Below are 18,527 nucleotides of genomic sequence, written 5' to 3' on the forward strand. Positions count from 1 at the left end.
CGGGGCCCATCAGGCGAGCGAGTCCTCCCAGGACCGGTGCAGCGCCGCGAACCGGCCGTCGGCCGCCACGAGCTCGGCAGGGCTGCCGTCCTCGACGATCCGGCCGTCGTGCATCACGAGCACCCGGTCGGCGGTCTCGACGGTGCTGAGCCGGTGGGCGATGATCAGCGCCGTCCGGTTCCCCAGCAGCCGCTCCAGCCCGGCCTGCACGAGCCGCTCGCTCGGCAGGTCCAGCGACGACGTCGCCTCGTCCAGGATCAGCACGGCGGGGTCCGCGAGGAACGCCCGCGCGAACGACACGAGCTGCCGTTGCCCCGCGCTCAGCCGCCCGCCGCGCTTGGCGACGTCGGTCGCGTAGCCCTCGGGCAGCCCCAGGATGAAGTCGTGCGCCCCCACCGCCCGGGCGGCCGCCTGGATCTCGGCCTCGGTGGCGTCGGGCCGGCCGAGGGCGATGTTCTCCGCGATCGACCCGGAGAACAGGAATGCCTCCTGCGTCACCATCACCACGTTGCGCCGCAGATCCGCCTGGCTGAGCTCGCGCAGCTCCACCCCGTCCAGCGTCAGCGAGCCGGTGGACACGTCGTAGAACCGGGCGATGAGCTTGGCCAGCGTCGACTTGCCCGCGCCCGTCTGGCCCACCACGGCCACGGTCTGCCCGGCCGGGATCACGAGGTCGAACTCCGGCAGCACCACCCGGTCCGGCCCGTAGCTGAACACCGCGTCCCGGAACTCCACCCGCCCGGACGCCACGCCCGCCCCCGGCGCGTCGGCCCCGGGCAGCGGCGTGGGCTCGGCGGCCTCCACCACGGTGGGCTCCTCCTCGAGCAGGCCGGAGACCTTCTCGAGCGCCGCCGTCGCGGACTGCAGCGACGAGTAGAACATCGCCACCATCTCCATGGGCTGGAACACGCGCCGCCCGGCCAGCAGGAGCGCCACGAGCACCCCCACCTCGAGGTCGCCGTCGAGCACGCGCAGGCCCCCGGTCACGAGCAGCGCTGCCACCGTCAGGTTGCCCGTCGCCACGAGCACCGGCTGCAGGATGCCGAACAGGTTGAGCGTGGCCACCATGTCGTCCCGGTAGGCCGTGGCCAACTCGCGGTACCGCGCGTCGTTGTCCCGTTCCCGTCGGAAGGCCTGCACCGCGCGGATGCCGGTCATGGTCTCCACGAAGTGCACGATGGACCGCGCCGAGGACACCCGCGACCGCCGGTACGCCTCCTCGGACCGCACCTGGTACCAGCGCGTCACGATCGCCACCGGCACGGCCGCGCCCAGCAGCACGAGGAACGACGGCGGGTCCAGCAGCAGGATGGACGCCGCGGTGAACGACATGAACATCAGCCCGGACACGAGCGAGGACACGCCCTGGTCCAGCAGCTCCCGCAGCGCCTCCAGGTCTGAGGTCTGCCGCGAGATCACCCGCCCGGACGTGTACCGCTCGTGGAACCCGAGGCTCAGCCGCTGCGTGTGCCGGAACACGCGCAGCCGCAGGCTCAGCAGCATGGCCTGGCTCGCCCGCGCGGTGAGCCATGTGTACGCCCCCAGGAGGCCGCCGGAGATGAGGGCCGCCGCCACGTACGCCCCGCCCACGGGGACGAGGACGGGCCAGACGGACTCGCCGGCCCGCACGGCCTCGACGACGCGCGGCAGCTCCGCGTCGATCGCCCAGGCGATGATCAGCGGCCCGGCCGCCCGCGCCGCGTTGGACACGAGCACGAAGACCACGGTGAGCAGCAACGTCCCCCGGACCGGCCGCGCGAGCTCGCCGAGCAGGCGGAAGGACCGGCGCCGGATGTGGCGGCGCTCCGCGCGGGTGTAGTCGAGGTCCTCTTCGGCCCCCACGCCGCGCACGCGGCTCACATCGGCGGCGCTCATGCCTGCTCCTCCGGTCGGCTCGAGATGATGTGCCGGTACACGGCGCTGCGGGCCAGCAGTTCGGGGTGCGTCCCCACGTCGGCGATCCGCCCGTCCGCCAGCACCGCGACCCGGTCCGCGAGGGCCACGGTGGAGGGACGGTGCGCCACGATCAGGGTGGTCGTCCCGTCGAGGACCTCGCGCAGGCGCGCGGTCACGGCCTCCTCGGTGCGCACGTCGAGGGCGGAGAGGGGGTCGTCCAGCACGAGCACGTCCGGGCGCGCCGCGATCGCGCGGGCGAGGGCGATCCGCTGGCGCTGTCCGCCGGAGAGGCTGAGGCCCTCCTCGCCGATCTCGGTCTCGACGCCGTCCGCCAGGTCCGCCACGAAGCCCGCCTGCGCGGTCTCGAGCGCGAGGTCGAGCAGGGCGTCCGCCGCGGGGGAGTGGAGGCCGTCCGCGAGCACGTCCGCCGGGGCGCCGAGCAGCACGTTCTGCCGGATGGTCGCGGAGAACAGCGTGGCGTCCTCGAACGCCACGGACACCCGCCGGCGCAGCTCCTCGAGCGGCATCCGGCGCACGTCCACCCCGTCCACGCAGACGGAGCCCGCCGTGACGTCGAGCAGCCGGGGGACCAGCTGCAGCAGCGTCGACTTGCCGGCGCCGGTCGCGCCGACCAGGGCCATCGTCTCGCCGGGCACCAGCTCGAGGTCGACGCCGTCGAGCAGGTCGCGCTCCCCGCGCTCCGGGTCCGCGTCCGGCCAGCGGAAGCGCACCCCGTGGAACGCGAGCGCGCCGGTGGTCGGGGGCACGACGGCGGCCTCCCCGGTGGGCGAGGCGATGTCCACGGGCGTGGCGAGCACGTCCACGTGGCGGTCGATCGCCGTGCGGGCCGAGAGGGTCATGCCCATCAGCTGGCCCACCGACTCGACCGGTCCGGCCAGCACGGCCGCGGTGGCGAAGTAGGCGGCGAGCGCGCCCACCGTCAGCTCCCCGGTCGCCACGAGCCACAGGCCCAGGGCGAGGCCCAGGCCCAGCACCGTCTCCGGCAGGGCCACGATCAGCGCGATGAACCGAGCCAGCACGGACGCCTTGTGCACCTCGGTGCCCTGCAGCGTGCGGGCGCGCCCGCGGAAGCCGTCGAGGGCGTGCGCGCCGCGGCCGAACGCCTTGAGGACGCGGATGCCGTGCACCGACTCCTCGACGGACGTGGCGAGGTCCCCGGCCTGGTCCTGGGAGAGCCGGGACGCGGCGCGGAAGTCGTTGCGGAACCCGAACGACGCCCACATGATCGGCACGGCCGCGGCGAGGTAGAGCAGGGCCAGCTGCCAGGACAGCAGGAACAGCAGGACGAGGCCGACGGTGATGGTCACCACGTCCACCACGAGCATGACCGAGCCGAACGCGATCCACCGCCGCAAGAGCGAGAGGTCGCCCTGGGCCCGGGAGAGCAGCTGCCCCGAGGGCCACGCGTCGTGGAACGCCACCGGCAGGCGCTGGAGCCGTTCGAACAGGGCGATGCGCGCCCGGTTCTCCACCCCGGCGGCCGGCGGGAGGATGAAGTACCGGCGCAGGCCGATGAACGCGGCCTCGGCGAGGCCGAGCACGGTGAGCAGGCCGGCGGCCCGCCACACGTCCGCGCGGGAGTCGGGGGAGGAAGGCCGGGCGAGCACGGTCTCCGTGAACACGGTGTCCACGAGCAGGTGGATGACCTGCGGGATGGCCAGGGCCACGAGGCCCGCCGCCATGGCCGAGGCGAGCCCGAGCACCCAGCGCGCCCGCACGCCCTCGAGGTACGGTGCGATCCCGCCCAGGGCGTCACGCAGGGACGAGGCGCCGGGAGAGGTGGTGCGGGTCACGGGGCTCCACTGTACCCGCGGCCCCGGACGGGACAGGCGGCTCAGCCCCGCGGGACCAGGTCCAGCACCACGGCCTCGGGCCGGCACGCGAACCGCACGGGCGCGGACGGCGCGGTCCCCAGGCCGGCCGACACCTCGAGCGGGACGGTCCGCCCCGCGGCCGTCCACGTCGAGACCCCGGAGGCCTGCCGGCGCGGCAGGTCGCAGTTGGTGACGAGCGCGCCGAGGAACGGCACGCAGACCTGCCCGCCGTGGGTGTGGCCGGCGAGCAGCAGATCGGCGCCGTCGACGGTCATGGCGTCCAGCACGCGGCGGTACGGGGCGTGGGTGACGCCCAGCCGGAACCGCCCGTCGCCGCCGGGCCGCCCGGCGCCGTCGTCGTGTGCGGGGCCGGGGAAGCCGGCCCAGGCGTCCAGACCGAGGTGCGGGTCGTCGGTGCCGGCGGCGAGGACCTCGAGCGTGGTCCCGGCGCGGGTCGGCACGGCCAGGGCGACGCCCCGGTTCGTCAGGTCGGCCCAGCCGGCGGCGCGGAACGCGCCGAACAGGACGTCGGAGGGAAGCCGGGGCCGGTCCGCGTCCATGCGCGAGGGGCCCGCGAAGTACCGCAGGGGGTTGGCCGCCTTGGGCGCGTAGTAGTCGTTGGAGCCGGGCACGAACACGCCCGGCCGCGCCAGCAGCGGCCCGAGCGCGTCGAGCACGAGCGGCACCGACGCCGCGGCGGACACGTTGTCCCCCGTGTTGACCACGAGGTCAGGCTCGAGTACATCCAATCCGCGCAGCCACGCCCGCTTGGCCCGGTGCCGGGGCAGCAGGTGGATGTCCGAGAGGTGCAGCACCCGCAGCGGCGCCGACCCGGCCGGCAGTACGGCCAGTCGGTGCGTGCGCACCGTCCGGGCCTCGGCCTCGACGAGGCCCCAGGCCAGGCCGAGGCCCGCCGTCGTGGCCATCCCGACGGCGGCAGGCGCTGCGGAACGGAGCATGCGGCGGGTGCGGGAGGCGGCGGGGCGCATCGCGGTCAGTAGCCCGGGACCGCCTCGGGCAACGGCCCGCCCCGGTCCAGGTCGTCGATGTGGAACTGGCGTCCGTCCGGGTGCTCGCCGGCCTCGCCCGGGTCCTCCGACTGCGGGCCGTCCCACTCGGGCAGTTCACCCGGCGGGAACTTCTCCTTGGCCAACTGGTTGTACTCGAGCCAGGACGGGCCGTTGATGGAGGTCGAGTAGAACGGGTTGCGGACCTCGCCGTTGACGGTCTCGCCCGTCATGGTCTTCAGGTTGTTGTAGCGGCCGGTCCACACGGCGGTGGCCAGCTTGTTGGTGAACCCGACGAACCACGTGGAGGACACGTTGTCGTTCGTGCCCGTCTTGCCGCCGAACTCGTAGCCGGCGCCCTCCTCGGCGATGTTGAAGCCGCCGATGTGGCGCAGGACCGGCATCAGCTCCCGGACGTGGTCCGGGTCGATGACCTGGTCGCACTGCGGGTCGGCGACGTCGTACTGGTTGCCGACGGTGTCCGTGACCTCCAGGATGGCGCGCGGCTCGCAGTACAGGCCGTTCGCGGCGATGGCGGCGTACGCGCCGGCCAGGGAGAGCGGGGCCACCGAGTCCTTGCCGAGCAGGAAGGACGGGTCGTCCGGCTGCAACGGGGAGCTGTCCAGGGCGCGGGTGACGCCCAGCTGGGTGGTGAGGCTCGTGATGTCGCACAGATCCAGCTGGTACGCGGTGGCGACGGTCGGCGTGTTCACCGACCAGAAGAGGCCCTCGTCCACGCGCACCTGCCGCAGCATGCCCGGGACCACGTTCTTGAACTGCCAGGTGCCGCCGACCGTGGTGTAGCCGCCCGGGCGGCACGAGGCAGCGAACCGCGTGCCCGTGGGGTAGACGTTCCGGGAGGCGTCCACGGAGTCGACCAGGCGGTTGCCGTTGCGCAGCCACGTCAGTGCCACGAAGGGCTTGAGCGTGGAGCCGGCCTGGAAGCCCTGGCCGCCACCCCACTGCTTGTCCACGTTGAAGTTCAGCGAGGTGTGGCCGAGCTCGTCCTGGATGGCGTACTCGGTGTTCTGGGCCATGGTGCGGATGTTGCCGGTGCCGGCCTCCACCGAGGTGAGCGCGTGGCCGGCGCCCAGCGACTCGTTGTTGGGCACCGAGGCGCGCAGGTTCTTCTCGGTCTCCTTCTGGAGCGTCGAGTCGATCGTCGTGCGGATGGTGAGCCCGCCGCGGTCCAGCAGGGCCTGGCGGGACTGGACGTCCGGGCCGAACGTGGGGTCGGCGAGGATCTGCCGCTCCACGTAGTCGCAGAAGTAGGTGCCGAACTTGGCGTAGAGGCAGCCCGAGGGGCGGGACTCCATGACCACCTCCATCGGCTGGGCGACGGCGTGGTCGTACTCCTCCTGGGAGAGGTAGCCGTTGTCCTTCATCGCGTTCAGCACGAGGTTGCGCCGCTCCGTGGCCTCCTCCGGATTGCGGGCCGGGTCGAACCGGGTGGGGGACTGGACCATGCCGGCCAGCGTGGCGGCCTCCCAGCTCTCCAGGTCGGCGGCGGACTTGCCGAACACGTACTGCGAGGCGGCCTCGACCCCGTAGGCACGGCCGGAGAACAGCACGATGTTGAGGTAGCCCTCGAGGATCTCGTCCTTCGACATCTGCTTCTCGACGGCGACCGCGAGCTTGATCTCCTTGACCTTGTCCGCGATGTTCTTGGAGCCGGAGAGCGTGAGGCGGGAGTCGCCGCGGATCTGCTGCACGTTCACCAGCATGTTGTTCACGAACTGCTGGGTGAGGGTGGAGGCGCCCTGCGTGGAGTCGGAGGTGGCGTTGTTCACGGTCGCGCGGATGAGGCCTCGTGCGTCCACGCCCTCGTGCTCGTAGAAGCGCTCGTCCTCGATGGCCACGATCGCGTGCTGCATGTGCTCCGAGATCTCGTCCAGCGGGACCGGGGTGCGGTTCTCCTCGTAGAAGACGGCGATCTCCTCACCGTCCTCCGACAGGATGCGCGACGGGACGGAGACCGGCTCCGCGGGCAGCTCGTCCGGCAGCTCCTCCAGCATCTCCCGGCCCGACGCGGCGGCGACACCGGCCAGGCCCGCGACGGGCAGCAGGAGGGCCGCCACGAGCAGGCCGGCCACCGCCGAGAGGCCCACGAAGGCGAGGAGGCGGCCGAGAGCGCTCGAGGGGGCGGGGAAGCGGGTCGTGCGGGAGGCCATGGGCGCGAGTGTAGCGCGGGCACCTGGGACCTCTTCCGGGGTCCGCGCCGGTGGCTAGGGTGGGTCCCATGACTCAGCAGACGCAGTGGGAGTACGCCACGATCCCCCTCCTCATCCACGCGACCAAGCAGATCCTCGACCAGTGGGGCGAGGACGGCTGGGAGCTCGTCACGGTGATCCCGGGCCCCGAGGGGAACAACCCCGTGGCCTACCTCAAGCGTCCGAAGGCGGCGTGAACGTGACGGCGCAGTCCTCGGCCCCCACCTGGGGCGACGGCGCCGTCGCGGCCCGCCTCGCGGCGCTCGGCATCGACCGACCCGCCGTCGCGGCGCCGGTCGGCTCCTACGTCCCGGCCCTGCTTGACGGCGACCTCGTGCTGACCTCAGGCCAGCTCCCCTTCGTGGCCGGCGCCCTGCACGCCACCGGCAAGGTGGGCGCGGAGGTCACCCCCGAACGCGCCCAGGAGCTCGCGCGGGCGTGCGCCGTGAACGCGATGGCCGCGGTGCACGAGCTGCTGGGGGACCTGGACCGAGTCGCCCAGGTCGTCAAGGTCGTCGGTTTCGTGGCCTCCGACCCCGCGTTCACCGGTCAGCCCGGCGTGGTGAACGGCGCCTCGGACGTGCTGGCCGAGATCTTCGGCGAGGTCGGCCGCCACGCGCGCTCCGCCGTCGGCGTGGCCGTGCTGCCCATGGACGCTCCCGTCGAGGTGGAGATCACCGTCCGTGTCCGCTGACCCGGCCGGCATGCTGCTGCCGGTCCCGGGGCAGGAGGAGGACCTCACCCGCCAGTGGCTGGACCGGCGCTTCCGCCAGGTCCGCCCGGCCCGGCCCGCGTCGTCCGTCGTCCTGGTGCGCGACGGCGACGACGGCCCGGAGGTCTTCCTCCGCCACCGCGCGGGACGCACCCCGCTCGGCCGCGTGGGCCTGCCCGGCGGCGCGCTCATCGAGTCCGACGCCGACTCCTGCCCGTGGTACGGGCCCGAGCCCTCCCAGTGGGCCCGCACGTTCGGGACCACGGACCGGCGGCGTGCGCGGCAGCACGTGGTGGCCGCCGTCCGCGAGCTCCACGACGAGGCCGGAGTGCTCCTCGCCGGCCGCTCCGACACGGACGTCGTGGCCACGGCGCGCATCGAGACCTGGGGCGGGGGCCGCAGCTCGCTCGAGGAGGGCTCGGAGAGCCTGCCCCGCCTGCTGGCCGCGCGCGGCCTCGGACTGCGCACCGACCTGCTGCGCCCCGTCATGCGCTGGCAATCCGCGCCCCACGTCCACCGACGCTTCGACACGGCCGTGTTCGCTACGACGACCCCACCGCTGCAGTCCGCGCCGACAGCAGAGGAACCCGGTCCCGAACTCCAGGCGTGGGTGCCCGCGCGTCGCGCGCTCGCCGGCCCGCTGCGGCTGCCCGGACCCGCCGGGGCGGAGGGCACGGCGCCCTTCGACCAGGTGGCGACCCCACTGACGCAGGTGATGGTGCGTCGGGTCGCGGCGCACCGGACGGCCGCCGCCTTCCTGCTCTCCGTCACGCCCTGTGCCCGGCGCGACCCCGTGCCGGAATACCACCTGGTCACCGAGGCCGGCGACGACGGCACCCCCCGGATGCGCGTGGAGCGGGCCACCCGGGACTGACCGGGGTGGCCCGCTCCACGGCGGCGGGGGCGTCAGCGCGAACGCTGGCGCAGACGCTGCAGGTCCAGGATCACCACGGCGCGGTTCTCCAGGCGGATCCAGCCGCGCTGGACGAACTCGGCCAGGGCCTTGTTCACGGTCTCGCGGGACGCGCCCACCAGCTGGGCGAGCTCCTCCTGCGTGAGGTCGTGCGCCACCAGCAGGCCGTCCGCGGCCGGCCGGCCGAAGCGGTCCGCGAGGTCCAGGAGCGCCTTGGCCACGCGGCCCGGCACGTCCGAGAACACCAGGTCCGCCAGGGACTCGTTGGTCTTGGACAGGCGCTGGGCCAGGGCCTGGAGCAGCTGGACCGACACATCCGGCGACGAGGCGATGGCGCGGCGCAGGTTCTCGTGGCGCAGACCGGCCAGGCGCGTGGCGGACACCGCGGTGGCGGTGGCGTTGCGCGGGGCGGGGTTGAACAGGGCCATCTCGCCGAAGATCTCGCCGGGGCCGAGCACGGCCACGAGGTTCTCGCGGCCGTCCGAGGCGGTGCGGCCGAGCTTGATCTTGCCGGACATGATCACGTACAGCTGATCGCCCTGGTCGCCCTCGTGGAACGCGGACGCGCCGCGGGAGAGCTCCACCTCGGTCAGCTCCGAGGTGAGGATGGCGAACACCTCGTCGTCCAGGTTGGTGAACAGCGGAGCCTTCCGCAGAACCTCGAGATCCATGTGTGCGTGTCCTCTCTGTGGCCAGTTCCTCACACCGCGGCGGAGGAGCCGCCCGGTTCACTGGCGTCCATTGTGCCCCATACCCCAGTGCGGGCCGATACCCTGGATCCTCCACCGGGTGCGCGGGCCGTCCCCGTGCGTGGCCGGTGCCGTCACATCCGAAGGAGGTCGCCCATGCCGCTGGGTCTGACGTGGCTGGACGTCCTGCTCATCGTCGCGCTCGCGATGCTCCTGGTCCAGGGTCACCGTCGCGGCCTGTGGGTGGTGCTGGGCAACCTCGTCGGCCTGGTCGGCGGCGCCGCGATCGCGTTCTACGCCCTGCCGGAGGTGGCGGAGTTCGTCACCGCGCCGCAGTGGCGGTGGGCCGCGCTGATCGCCACCCTCGTCCTGCTCGTGGCGGCGGGCCAGTACGTGGGCGCCGCAATCGGCGAGGCGATCCGGCTGCGCGTGAACCTGCCGGCCCTGCGACTCGTCGACCGCCTGCTCGGCGCGCTCGCCGCCGGTCTCGCGGGCGCCCTCGTCCTCTGGCTCGTGGCGTTCTCCATCGCGGCCTCCGGCTCCACCGCGGTCACCCGTGAGGTGAACCGCTCGCAGGTGATCACGGCGCTGGACACCGTGATGCCCGACTCGCTCCTGGCCTGGGCCGCCCGCTCGCGCTCCGCCGTCGCCGACCTGGACGTGCTGCCGGAGCTCGAGCTGCCCGCCCCCGTCCCGGAGTCCGACGACGGCATCCGTGCCGCCCCGGCCCCGGCCGCGACGCCGGCTCTGCCCTCGGCCGCCTCCTCCCCGTCCGACACCGCCACGTCCGCCCCGCCCCCGACGTCCGCCGCGCCGTCGGCCGCGACGACCGCCCCCGCCTCGTCGGCGTCGACGGCCGCCCCCTCGACTCCCGCCGCCTCCTCGGCGTCGGCCGCCGTCGTCCGGCTGACCGGCACGGCCGCGCAGTGCAGCCAGGTGCAGAGCGGCTCGGGCGTGGCCGTGGCCCCGGACCGCGTGCTCACGAACGCGCACGTGGTCCTCGGCGTGGACGCCCCCACCGTGACGGACCGCGCCCGCGGCGTGCATGAGGCGCGGATCGTCCACCTGGACACGGTGCACGACCTCGCCGTCCTGGCGGTCGACGACGCGGACCTGCCCGTCATGCCGGTCGGCGCCGAGCTGACGGGCGGCGCGTCGGCCTCCGTCCTGGGCTATCCCGACGGCGGCCCGTTCGCCTCCACCCCCGCGACCGTGCAGGCCGTCGGCGAGGTGCCGCTCGGCGACGTCCTGACCGGGGCCGCGAGCATGGTGGACGTGTACACCCTCGCGGCGGACATCCGCCACGGCTACTCGGGCGGCCCGGTGGTGGACACGGCCGGGAACCTGGCCGGTCTGGTGTTCGCCCGGGCCCCGGGCTCGGACGCCGTCGGCTACGCCCTGACGGCGGACACCATCGCCCCCGTCGTCGCCGCGGCCCCGGGGATGACGGCCACGGTCCCTTCGGGGGACTGCGTCCCGGGCGGCTGAGCCGGCGCCGCGCCACGCGCCTGATGCCCGCATTCCGGACCGGACTGTCCGGCAACGGCCCGTGTCGACTATTGTGTCCTCCGTCACACTCGAGTTTTCCCGACCCCCGGAGGTCCTGCATGTCCAGCACCGTCTCCGCGCCCGCGTCGGCGCCGAAGCGCACCCGGGAGGAGTTCACCGGCCGGTGGGCCTTCATCCTGGCGGCCATCGGCTCCGCCGTGGGCCTCGGCAACATCTGGCGCTTCCCCTACGTCGCCTATGAGAACGGCGGCGGCGCGTTCGTCATCCCCTACCTGATCGCGCTGCTCACCGCGGGCATCCCGCTGCTGTTCTTCGACTACGCGATCGGCCACCGCTTCCGCGGCTCCGCGCCGCTGGCGTTCCGGCGCCTGTCCCGGTGGACCGAGACCGTCGGCTGGTGGCAGGTGCTCATCTGCGTCGTCATCGCGATCTACTACGCCGCGATCATCGGCTGGGCGATCATGTACACCTGGTTCTCCGTGGACCAGCGGTGGGGCGACGACCCGGAGACCTTCCTCATGGGCGACTACCTGCAGGTCGCCGACGACCCGTCCCCGTCCTTCGACTTCGTCTCGGGCGTCTTCTGGCCCATGCTCGCCGTCTGGGTGATCACGCTGCTCATCATGGGCTTCGGCGTGCGCCGGGGCGTGGCCCTGGCCTCGATGGTCGGCATCCCGCTGCTCGTCGTGATGTTCCTGATCCTCGTCGGCATCGCCCTCACCCTGCCGGGCGCCGCCCAGGGCCTGGACGCGCTGTTCACGCCGAACTGGGCCGCGCTGGCGGACCCGGGCGTCTGGATCGCCGCCTACGGTCAGATCTTCTTCTCGCTGTCCGTCGGCTTCGGCATCATGATCACCTACGCCTCCTACCTCAACCGCCGCACGAACCTCACCGGCTCCGGCCTGGTGGTCGGCTTCTCCAACTCGGGCTTCGAGATCCTGGCCGGCATCGGCGTGTTCTCCGCCCTGGGCTTCATGGCGCAGGCCTCCGGCGTGTCCGTGGCCGAGGTGGCCGGCAGCGGCATCGGCCTGGCGTTCATCGCCTTCCCCACCCTGATCTCGCAGGCCCCGCTCGGCGCCCTGATCGGCGTGCTGTTCTTCGGCTCGCTCGTGGTCGCCGGCTTCACCTCGCTGATCTCGATCCTCGAGGTCGTCATCTCCGCCGTGAAGGACAAGCTCGGCTGGGGCCGCTGGACGGCCACGATCGTGGTGATCGGCCTGTCCGGGGTGGTCTCCCTCGCCCTGTTCTCCACCACCACGGGCCTGCAGATGCTGGACACCATGGACGCGTTCGCCAACAACTTCGGCATCGTGGGCGCGGCGCTCCTGTCGGTGCTCCTGGTCACCGGTGCGCTGGGCTCGGCCCGTCGCATCACGGCGCACCTCAACGCCGTCTCCTCCTTCAAGGTCGGCCGCGGGTACGTGCTGCTGATCGGCGTGCTCATGCCGATCGTGCTCGCCTACATCTGGCTCTCCTGGATCATGAAGGTGATCGCGGAGGGCTATGAGGGCTACCCGGGCGACTTCCTCGGCGTCTTCGGCTGGGGCATCGCGCTCGGCTCCGTCGCCCTGGCGATCCTGCTCTCCCTGATCCCGTGGTCCCGCAAGTCCAACCTCTACGCCGAGGACCTGGACAGCGAGATCCACGGCGACCTCATCCCGCACAACGCCGTGCCCGAGGGCACCGTCCCCACCGGCGCCCTGCCGGTGGTGCCCGCGGCCGCCACCCGGAAGGAGCTCTGACCGATGAGCACCGCAGCGATCGTCATGATGTCCCTGGCCATCCTCCTGGTGTGGGGCGGCCTCGCGGTCTCCGCCGTCCACCTGCTCCGCCACCCGGACGACTCCTCGGGCGACCTCGCCATCGAGGACGAACTGGCCCCCGCCGTGTGGGAGCGCGAGGATGGCCGTCTCGACGCACGGCACCGGTGAGTCGATGAGGGCCCCCGGTCCGTCCGCAGCGGCCCCGTCCGCGGCCTCGGTCGCCGACGGGGCCGCGGGCGTGGTCTCCGCCTCCCTGCCGGTCGTGGCGGTGGACGGGAGCCTGCCGGCCCCGCCCTACCGGCAGATCGTGGACGCGGTCCTGGCCGGCGTCGCCTCCGGATCCCTCGCCTGCGGGGACCGACTGCCGCCCGTGCGTGCGCTCGCGGCCGAGCTCGGCGTGGCACCGGGCACCGTGGCCCGGGCCTACAAGGAGCTCGAGGCGCACGGCACCATCCGCACCCGGGGGCGCGCGGGCACGTTCGTGGCCGCCTCGGCGGACGCCCGCGCGGACGCCGCGCACCAGGCCGTGCGCCGCTGTCTCGACACCCTGCTCGAACGCCTCGGCTACACGCCCGACGAGGCCGTGGAGCTGGTCCGGCGGGACGCGGCCGCCCGCGCCTGAGCCGGGCCCGCCCACCGACGACGCCGCCCCGGACCGCACACAGCGTGCGGACCGGGGCGGCGTCGTCGTGCCGGCTCAGGCCTTCGGGGCGAGCGTCTCCACGATGCGCTGCATGACCGTGGGGTCGGCCAGCGTGGTGGAGTCGCCCGGGTCGCGGCCCTCGGCCACGTCCTTGAGCAGACGGCGCATGATCTTGCCGGAGCGCGTCTTGGGCAGCTCGGGGACCACGAGCACGCGCTTGGGCTTGGCGATGGGGCCGATGTCCTTGCCCACGTGCTGCCGCAGCTCCTCCTCGACCTCGGCGACGTCGCGGTCGGCCGCGACGGCGACCGTGGTCAGCAGGACGAACGCGACGACCGCCTCGCCCGTGGTCTCGTCCTTCGCACCGACCACCGCGGACTCGGCCACGGACGGGTGCGCCACGAGGGAGGACTCGATCTCGGTGGTGGACAGGCGGTGACCGGAGACGTTCATGACGTCGTCCACGCGGCCCAGCAGCCAGATGTCGCCGTCCTCGTCGTAGCGGGCGCCGTCGCCGGCGAAGTACATGCCGGGGAAGCGGGACCAGTAGGTCTCCTTGAAGCGCTCCCGGTCGCCCCAGATGCCGCGCAGCATGGACGGCCACGGCTCGCGCACCACGAGGAAGCCCGCGCTCGTGTCCGTCATGGGCTCGCCGAGCTCGTCCACGACCTCCAGCACGACGCCGGGCACCGGCCTCTGGGCGGAACCGGGCTTGAGAGTGGTCACGCCGGGCAGCGGGGTGAGCATGTGGGCGCCCGTCTCGGTCTGCCACCAGGTGTCCACGATGGGGCAGCGGCCGGCGCCGATGACCTCGTGGTACCAGCGCCAGGCCTCCGGGTTGATGGCCTCGCCCACGGAGCCGAGCACGCGCAGGCTGGAGAGGTCGTACTCGTCCGGGATGTGCCGGCCCCACTTCATGAACGTGCGGATCGCCGTCGGCGCCGTGTAGAGGATGCTCACGCCGTACTTCTGCACGATCTCCCACCAGCGGCCCTGGTGCGGGGAGTCCGGGGTGCCCTCGTAGATCACCTGGGTGGCGCCGTTGACCAGCGGTGCGTAGGCGACGTAGGAGTGCCCGGTGACCCAGCCGACGTCGGCGGTGCACCAGAAGACGTCCGACTCCGGGTGCAGGTCGAAGGTGTCGTGGTGGGTGACCGCGGCCTGCACGAGGTAGCCGCCGGTGGTGTGCAGGATGCCCTTCGGCTTCCCGGTGGTGCCGGAGGTGTACAGGATGTAGAGCGGGTGCTCGGCGTCGTGCCACACGAGCTCGTGCTCGTCGGACTGGCCGTCCACGACGTCGTGCCACCACAGGTCGCGGCCCTCGGTCATCTCGACCTCGGCCTCGTTGCGGCGGACCACGAGCACGTGCTCGGCGGTGTGGCCGGGCGCGGAGAGGGCCTGGTCCACGGCGGGCTTGAGCATGGAGGGTTTGCCGCGGCGGAAGGAGCCGTCCGCCGTGACGACGAGCTTGGCCTCGGCGTCGTCCACGCGGGAGCGCAGGGCATCGGAGGAGAAGCCGCCGAACACCACGGAGTGGACCGCGCCGATGCGCGCGCACGCGAGCATCGTGATGACGGCCTCGGGGATCATCGGCAGGTAGACGGCCACGCGGTCGCCCTTGGTCACGCCGAGGGACTCGAACGCGTTGGCGGCGCGCCGGACCTCGGCGGCCAGGTCGGCGTAGGTGTAGGTCCGGGTGTCGCCGGGCTCGCCCTCGAAGTGGATGGCCACGCGGTCGCCGTGGCCGGCCTCGACGTGGCGGTCCAGGGCGTTGTACGCGGCGTTGGTGGTGCCGCCGACGAACCACTTCGCGAAGGGTGCGTCGGACCAGTCCAGGACGTCGGTGAAGTCCTGCTCCCAGTGCAGGACCTCGCGGGCGCGGCGGGCCCAGTAGGCCAGGCGGTCCTCGGCGGCCTCCTCGTAGAGGTCGGCTCCGGCCACCGCCTGGGCGGCGAACTCGGCCGGGGGCGGGAACGTGGGGATCTGCTCGTCCATCGACGGGGTCCTTTCGGGGTGGTGCGGTCGGTGCGCGGCACGGATGTGACGCGTCCCACACTAGTCTCCCGCCTCAGCATGCCGCGCGCGGCGTCGTCGCCACAAATCCTCAGGTCCTGTGTGTCGCATCGCACCCAGAAGCGGGGGCCGGACGCGGTGCGGACGTCGGCATGTGCCCCGCTCCCTAGGATGGTCGGACCTGAGCGGATCGCACGAGGGCGGGAGGACGCGCGGATGGAGACGGAGTCGACGGGCACGCCGACCGGGGAGACCCGGCTGGCCCTGGTGCGCCGGGCGCGGCGGATCGACCGGATCCTGGCCGAGACGTACCCGTACGCCGTCGCCGAGCTGGACTTCGAGACGCCGTTCGAGCTGCTCGTGGCCACGGTGCTGTCCGCCCAGACCACCGACGTGCGCGTCAACGCGGCCACGCCGGCGCTGTTCGCCCGCTTCCCGGATGCCCACGCGATGGCGGCGGCCACCGAGCCCGAGCTGCAGGAGCTCGTGCGCTCCACGGGGTTCTACCGGAACAAGGCCTCGGCGATCCTGCGGCTGTCCCAGGAGCTCGTGGCCCGGCACGACGGCGAGGTCCCCGCCCGTCTCGAGGACCTCGTGGCGCTGCCCGGGGTGGGGCGCAAGACCGCGTTCGTGGTGCTCGGCAACGCCTTCGGCCAGCCCGGGATCACGGTGGACACGCACGTCGGCCGGCTGGCCCGACGCCTGGGGTTCACGGACGAGACCGACCCGGTGAAGGTCGAGGACGCCGTGGGCGCCCTGTTCCCGCGCCGGGACTGGACGATGCTCTCCCACCGGCTGATCTTCCACGGCCGCCGCGTGTGCCACGCGCGCCGCCCGGCGTGCGGGGCGTGCCCGATCGCCCGTTGGTGCCCATCCTACGGCGAGGGGGAGACCGACCCCGAGCGGGCGCGCGCCCTGCTCGCCTACGAGCTCAAGCCCGGCCGGGAGGAGCTGCTCGAGCTCCTGCGCGCGGGGCGGACGCGCCGGGAGCTGCGCGCCCTCGGCCACGGGCTGGAGGCCTGAGCGCCCGGCCTGCCCGCTCAGCCTGCGGTGAGGCCCGCGAGGATCGCGTCGACGGCCCGGCGCGCGTGCACCCCCACGCCCGCGAGCGTGGCCGAGGCGGCCCCGCACCAGTCGTCGTAGCCGAGCAGGTGCAGTCCCGGCACGTCCACCGAGGCGGTCGGCAGCGCACGCTCCGTCGCCGGCGCCCCGGAGGGGCGGCGGGTCAGCTCGAGGCCCCGCAGATGGCGCAGGTCCGCCCGGAAGCCCGTGCACCAGACGACGTCGTCCACCGGGTGCTCGGCACCGCGCACCCGGGCCGCGGCGCGGCTGGCGGCGGGCCAGCCGTGGCTCGCGCCGGCGTCGTGGTCCCAGCGGACGCCGTCCGGCGTGAGCGCGGTGGGCGCGGGGACCGCGTGGAGCCCGGCCTCGTCGCGGGCGCGGATCACCGGGGGCACCATGACGATGTCCCCGAGGTCGCCCACGCGCGCCTCGGAGCGGCCCAGCACGCGCGCCGAGGCCCGATCGAAGAGCACCCGCCCGTCCACGTCGTCCGGCATGAACCGCGGCGGACGCCGGGTGGCCCACGTGGTGGCGACACCCGCCAGAAGCAGGTCCGCCGCGATCTGAGCGCCCGAGTTGCCACCGCCCACCACGAGGACCCGCCGCCCGGTGAACGCGTCGGGGGAGCGGTACGCGGCGGAGTGCCGCTGCGTGCCGCCGAAGCGATCGGCCCCCGGGAGGGCCGGCACGAACGGGCGGGTGAACGAGCCGGTCGCGGAGACCACCGCGCGGGCGGTCAGGGCCGAGCCGTCCTCGAGCCGCACGGTGAACGGCGGGGACGCGGCGGCGTCGTGCGTCACCTCCGCCACGCGCACGCCCCGGCGCACCGGCAGCCCGTAGCGGTCCTCGTAGTCGGCCAGGTACGCGACGACGTGCCCGGCGTCCGGGGTGGCGGGGCCGGGCGACGGCGGCATGGGTCGGCCCGGCAGGGAGGAATGCTCGGCGGGGGAGAACAGGCGCAGAGAGTCCCAGTGGTGCGGCCACGCACCGCCGGGCTGGGCGGACGCGTCGAGCAGGACGAACGACGGCGGCGGGCCCGGCCGGCGTCCGCCGGCGACGTCCCGCGCGGCCCGCGCCAGGAAGTAGCCGACCGCCAGTCCGGCCTGGCCGGCGCCGATCACCGCGACGTCCACCGGATCCGGGGACGCGGTGGCCGCCGGGGGCGAGGTCAGGGGAGCCGTCATGCCCCGAGGCTACGACCGGCGGCTAGCGTGGGGGCCATGCCTGAGACCCCCGCGAGCCCCCGCCCGACCTCCCGCGACGCCGTCGGGACGTCCGAGGCGTCGCTGACGGGTGCGCGGGACCAGCTGGCGGACCTCGTGGCCCGCTGGGGCACGGCCCCTGCGGACGCGCCCGGTCACCACGACCCGGCCTCGCTCACCACCATCCCGCCCGAGGCCGTGCCGATGTGGGGCTTCGACTGGCCCCGGTCCGGCGATCCGCGCCCCTCCGCCGTGCTGATCCTGTTCGGCGCCCTCGACGACGTCCCCGCCCGTCACGACGCCGGGCGCGTGCACCCGCACGTGGACGTGCTGCTGACCCAGCGCGCCGCCACCCTGCGCCAGCACGCCGGGCAGATCGCGTTCCCCGGCGGTCGCGTCGACCCCGAGGACGGCGACGTCGTGGCCACGGCCCTGCGCGAGGCGCAGGAGGAGACCGGCCTGGACCCGGCCGGCGTGGAGGTCCTGGGCGTGCTGCCGGCGGTGCCGGTGGTGGTCTCCGGGCACGTGGTGCACCCGGTGCTCGGGTGGTGGCGGGACCCCAGTCGCGTGGCGGTGGTCGACCAGGCCGAGGCCGCGGCCGTGTTCCGGATGCCGGTCGCGGACCTGGTGGACCCCGCGAACCGGTGCCGCGTGGCCCGGCCCGGCGGCCGCCGCGGCGAGACGCCGGGCTTCCTCGTGGGCGAGCGCCTGGTGTGGGGGTTCACGGCGGCGCTGCTCGACCGCGTGCTGGCGCTGCTGGGCTGGGACGTGCCGTGGGACGACTCCCGCGTGCGCGACGCGCGGACCCACGAGATCCTGCGCGGCTGACGGCTGCGCGCCGCCGCCCGCTCCTGCACAGGCGCCGGAGGGCGGGTTCGTGTCCCCAGCGGCGGGACCGGGGGCGCGGGCACCCGGGCGGGACGGTGGACTGGACGGGCCGGCGGCCGCGGACCGCGGCGGCCGCCCCGACCCGCAGGAGGCCCGCCATGCGCCCGTTCGTCCCCGCCGCCCCGGCCCGCCCGCCCCGGGGCCGACGACGCCGCCCCGCCCCGCCCGAGGGCGACCGGCGGTTC

16 protein-coding genes are annotated in these 18,527 nt (G+C 74.1%); 9 read left to right on the forward strand and 7 right to left on the reverse strand.

Going from position 1 to position 18,527, the window contains the following annotated elements:
- Positions 1-9: 9 nt before the first annotated feature.
- The 4 genes from MF605_RS03770 to MF605_RS03785 are packed head-to-tail and all read right to left on the reverse strand — an operon-like array spanning position 10 to position 6,909.
- Positions 10-1,875 carry an ABC transporter ATP-binding protein gene (locus MF605_RS03770; protein WP_134415836.1) on the reverse strand — a complete coding sequence of 622 codons (1,866 nt, stop codon included), beginning with the start codon at positions 1,873-1,875 and terminating at the stop codon, positions 10-12.
- Entirely contained in the window at positions 1,872-3,710 is a 1,839-nt protein-coding gene (locus MF605_RS03775; RefSeq protein ID WP_134415834.1) for an ABC transporter ATP-binding protein, read from the reverse strand. Before MF605_RS03775 ends, MF605_RS03770 begins: the two co-directional genes overlap by 4 nt.
- 41 nt (positions 3,711-3,751) lie before the next feature.
- Complete coding sequence (locus MF605_RS03780; protein WP_134415832.1) at positions 3,752-4,720, reverse strand: metallophosphoesterase; 969 nt, start codon at positions 4,718-4,720, stop codon at positions 3,752-3,754.
- A 5-nt stretch (positions 4,721-4,725) separates the two neighbouring features.
- Positions 4,726-6,909, reverse strand: coding sequence for a transglycosylase domain-containing protein (locus MF605_RS03785; protein ID WP_095694912.1), 2,184 nt, complete (start codon positions 6,907-6,909; stop codon positions 4,726-4,728).
- 68 nt (positions 6,910-6,977) lie between these two features.
- Here MF605_RS03785 and MF605_RS03790 point away from each other — a divergent pair, with 68 nt between their 5' ends.
- Genes MF605_RS03790 through MF605_RS03800 form a run of 3 tightly spaced genes read left to right on the forward strand, consistent with a single transcriptional unit; the run spans position 6,978 to position 8,534 of the window.
- Positions 6,978-7,145 (forward strand): Sp36 family protein, encoded by a 168-nt coding sequence (locus MF605_RS03790; protein ID WP_010080276.1) that lies wholly within the window; start codon positions 6,978-6,980, stop codon positions 7,143-7,145.
- Positions 7,142-7,642, forward strand: coding sequence for a RidA family protein (locus MF605_RS03795; RefSeq protein ID WP_095694911.1), 501 nt, complete (start codon positions 7,142-7,144; stop codon positions 7,640-7,642). The genes MF605_RS03790 and MF605_RS03795 overlap by 4 nt, the downstream gene beginning before the upstream one ends.
- Positions 7,632-8,534: an NUDIX hydrolase gene (locus MF605_RS03800; RefSeq protein ID WP_134415830.1), complete on the forward strand. Its 903-nt coding sequence runs from the start codon at positions 7,632-7,634 to the stop codon at positions 8,532-8,534. Before MF605_RS03795 ends, MF605_RS03800 begins: the two co-directional genes overlap by 11 nt.
- A gap of 32 nt (positions 8,535-8,566) precedes the next feature.
- Here the strand turns inward: MF605_RS03800 and MF605_RS03805 are convergent, their stop codons facing one another.
- The gene (locus MF605_RS03805; protein WP_002854021.1) at positions 8,567-9,244 is read right to left on the reverse strand and encodes a Crp/Fnr family transcriptional regulator; all 678 of its coding nucleotides are present in this window, start codon (positions 9,242-9,244) and stop codon (positions 8,567-8,569) included.
- Positions 9,245-9,418: 174 nt separating this feature from the next.
- Here MF605_RS03805 and MF605_RS03810 point away from each other — a divergent pair, with 174 nt between their 5' ends.
- The 4 genes from MF605_RS03810 (at position 9,419) to MF605_RS03825 (ending at position 13,156) form a co-directional block, all read left to right on the forward strand.
- On the forward strand, positions 9,419-10,750 hold the full coding sequence (locus MF605_RS03810; RefSeq protein WP_095694910.1) for a MarP family serine protease: 1,332 nt from the start codon (positions 9,419-9,421) through the stop codon (positions 10,748-10,750).
- Positions 10,751-10,869: 119 nt separating this feature from the next.
- Positions 10,870-12,513 (forward strand): sodium-dependent transporter, encoded by a 1,644-nt coding sequence (locus tag MF605_RS03815; RefSeq protein WP_095694909.1) that lies wholly within the window; start codon positions 10,870-10,872, stop codon positions 12,511-12,513.
- 3 nt (positions 12,514-12,516) lie between these two features.
- Positions 12,517-12,702, forward strand: a complete 186-nt coding sequence (locus tag MF605_RS03820) for a methionine/alanine import family NSS transporter small subunit (RefSeq protein WP_036338231.1) — start codon at positions 12,517-12,519, stop codon at positions 12,700-12,702.
- Complete coding sequence (locus tag MF605_RS03825; RefSeq protein ID WP_095694908.1) at positions 12,674-13,156, forward strand: GntR family transcriptional regulator; 483 nt, start codon at positions 12,674-12,676, stop codon at positions 13,154-13,156. Before MF605_RS03820 ends, MF605_RS03825 begins: the two co-directional genes overlap by 29 nt.
- Before the next feature lie 75 nt (positions 13,157-13,231).
- Here MF605_RS03825 and acs read toward each other — a convergent pair whose 3' ends face one another.
- Positions 13,232-15,172, reverse strand: coding sequence for an acetate--CoA ligase (gene acs, locus MF605_RS03830; RefSeq protein ID WP_134415828.1), 1,941 nt, complete (start codon positions 15,170-15,172; stop codon positions 13,232-13,234).
- A gap of 234 nt (positions 15,173-15,406) precedes the next feature.
- On the opposite strand from acs, the gene nth reads away from it, so the two are divergent.
- Positions 15,407-16,213 (forward strand): endonuclease III, encoded by an 807-nt coding sequence (nth, locus tag MF605_RS03835; protein WP_134415826.1) that lies wholly within the window; start codon positions 15,407-15,409, stop codon positions 16,211-16,213.
- A 17-nt stretch (positions 16,214-16,230) separates the two neighbouring features.
- Here nth and MF605_RS03840 read toward each other — a convergent pair whose 3' ends face one another.
- Positions 16,231-17,436 carry an NAD(P)-binding domain-containing protein gene (locus MF605_RS03840; RefSeq protein ID WP_134415824.1) on the reverse strand — a complete coding sequence of 402 codons (1,206 nt, stop codon included), beginning with the start codon at positions 17,434-17,436 and terminating at the stop codon, positions 16,231-16,233.
- A 36-nt stretch (positions 17,437-17,472) separates the two neighbouring features.
- Between MF605_RS03840 and MF605_RS03845 the strand changes: the two genes are divergently transcribed.
- Complete coding sequence (locus MF605_RS03845) at positions 17,473-18,282, forward strand: NUDIX hydrolase (RefSeq protein WP_134415822.1); 810 nt, start codon at positions 17,473-17,475, stop codon at positions 18,280-18,282.
- Positions 18,283-18,527 lie beyond the last annotated feature (245 nt).

The sequence above is a fragment of the Micrococcus luteus genome (assembly GCF_022664405.1).
Lineage (GTDB): Bacteria > Actinomycetota > Actinomycetes > Actinomycetales > Micrococcaceae > Micrococcus > Micrococcus luteus.

Bases quoted from the DNA above. Each gene is read 5' to 3' on its own strand.
- MF605_RS03770 (WP_134415836.1), bottom strand. From the start codon at position 1,875: ATGAGCGCCGCCGATGTGAGCCGCGTGCGCGGCGTGGGGGCCGAAGAG.
- MF605_RS03780 (WP_134415832.1), bottom strand. From the start codon at position 4,720: ATGCGCCCCGCCGCCTCCCGCACCCGCCGCATGCTCCGTTCCGCAGCG.
- MF605_RS03785 (WP_095694912.1), bottom strand. From the start codon at position 6,909: ATGGCCTCCCGCACGACCCGCTTCCCCGCCCCCTCGAGCGCTCTCGGC.
- MF605_RS03790 (WP_010080276.1), top strand. From the start codon at position 6,978: ATGACTCAGCAGACGCAGTGGGAGTACGCCACGATCCCCCTCCTCATC.
- MF605_RS03805 (WP_002854021.1), bottom strand. From the start codon at position 9,244: ATGGATCTCGAGGTTCTGCGGAAGGCTCCGCTGTTCACCAACCTGGAC.
- MF605_RS03810 (WP_095694910.1), top strand. From the start codon at position 9,419: ATGCCGCTGGGTCTGACGTGGCTGGACGTCCTGCTCATCGTCGCGCTC.
- MF605_RS03815 (WP_095694909.1), top strand. From the start codon at position 10,870: ATGTCCAGCACCGTCTCCGCGCCCGCGTCGGCGCCGAAGCGCACCCGG.
- MF605_RS03820 (WP_036338231.1), top strand. From the start codon at position 12,517: ATGAGCACCGCAGCGATCGTCATGATGTCCCTGGCCATCCTCCTGGTG.
- MF605_RS03825 (WP_095694908.1), top strand. From the start codon at position 12,674: ATGGCCGTCTCGACGCACGGCACCGGTGAGTCGATGAGGGCCCCCGGT.
- acs (WP_134415828.1), bottom strand. From the start codon at position 15,172: ATGGACGAGCAGATCCCCACGTTCCCGCCCCCGGCCGAGTTCGCCGCC.
- nth (WP_134415826.1), top strand. From the start codon at position 15,407: ATGGAGACGGAGTCGACGGGCACGCCGACCGGGGAGACCCGGCTGGCC.
- MF605_RS03840 (WP_134415824.1), bottom strand. From the start codon at position 17,436: ATGACGGCTCCCCTGACCTCGCCCCCGGCGGCCACCGCGTCCCCGGAT.
- MF605_RS03845 (WP_134415822.1), top strand. From the start codon at position 17,473: ATGCCTGAGACCCCCGCGAGCCCCCGCCCGACCTCCCGCGACGCCGTC.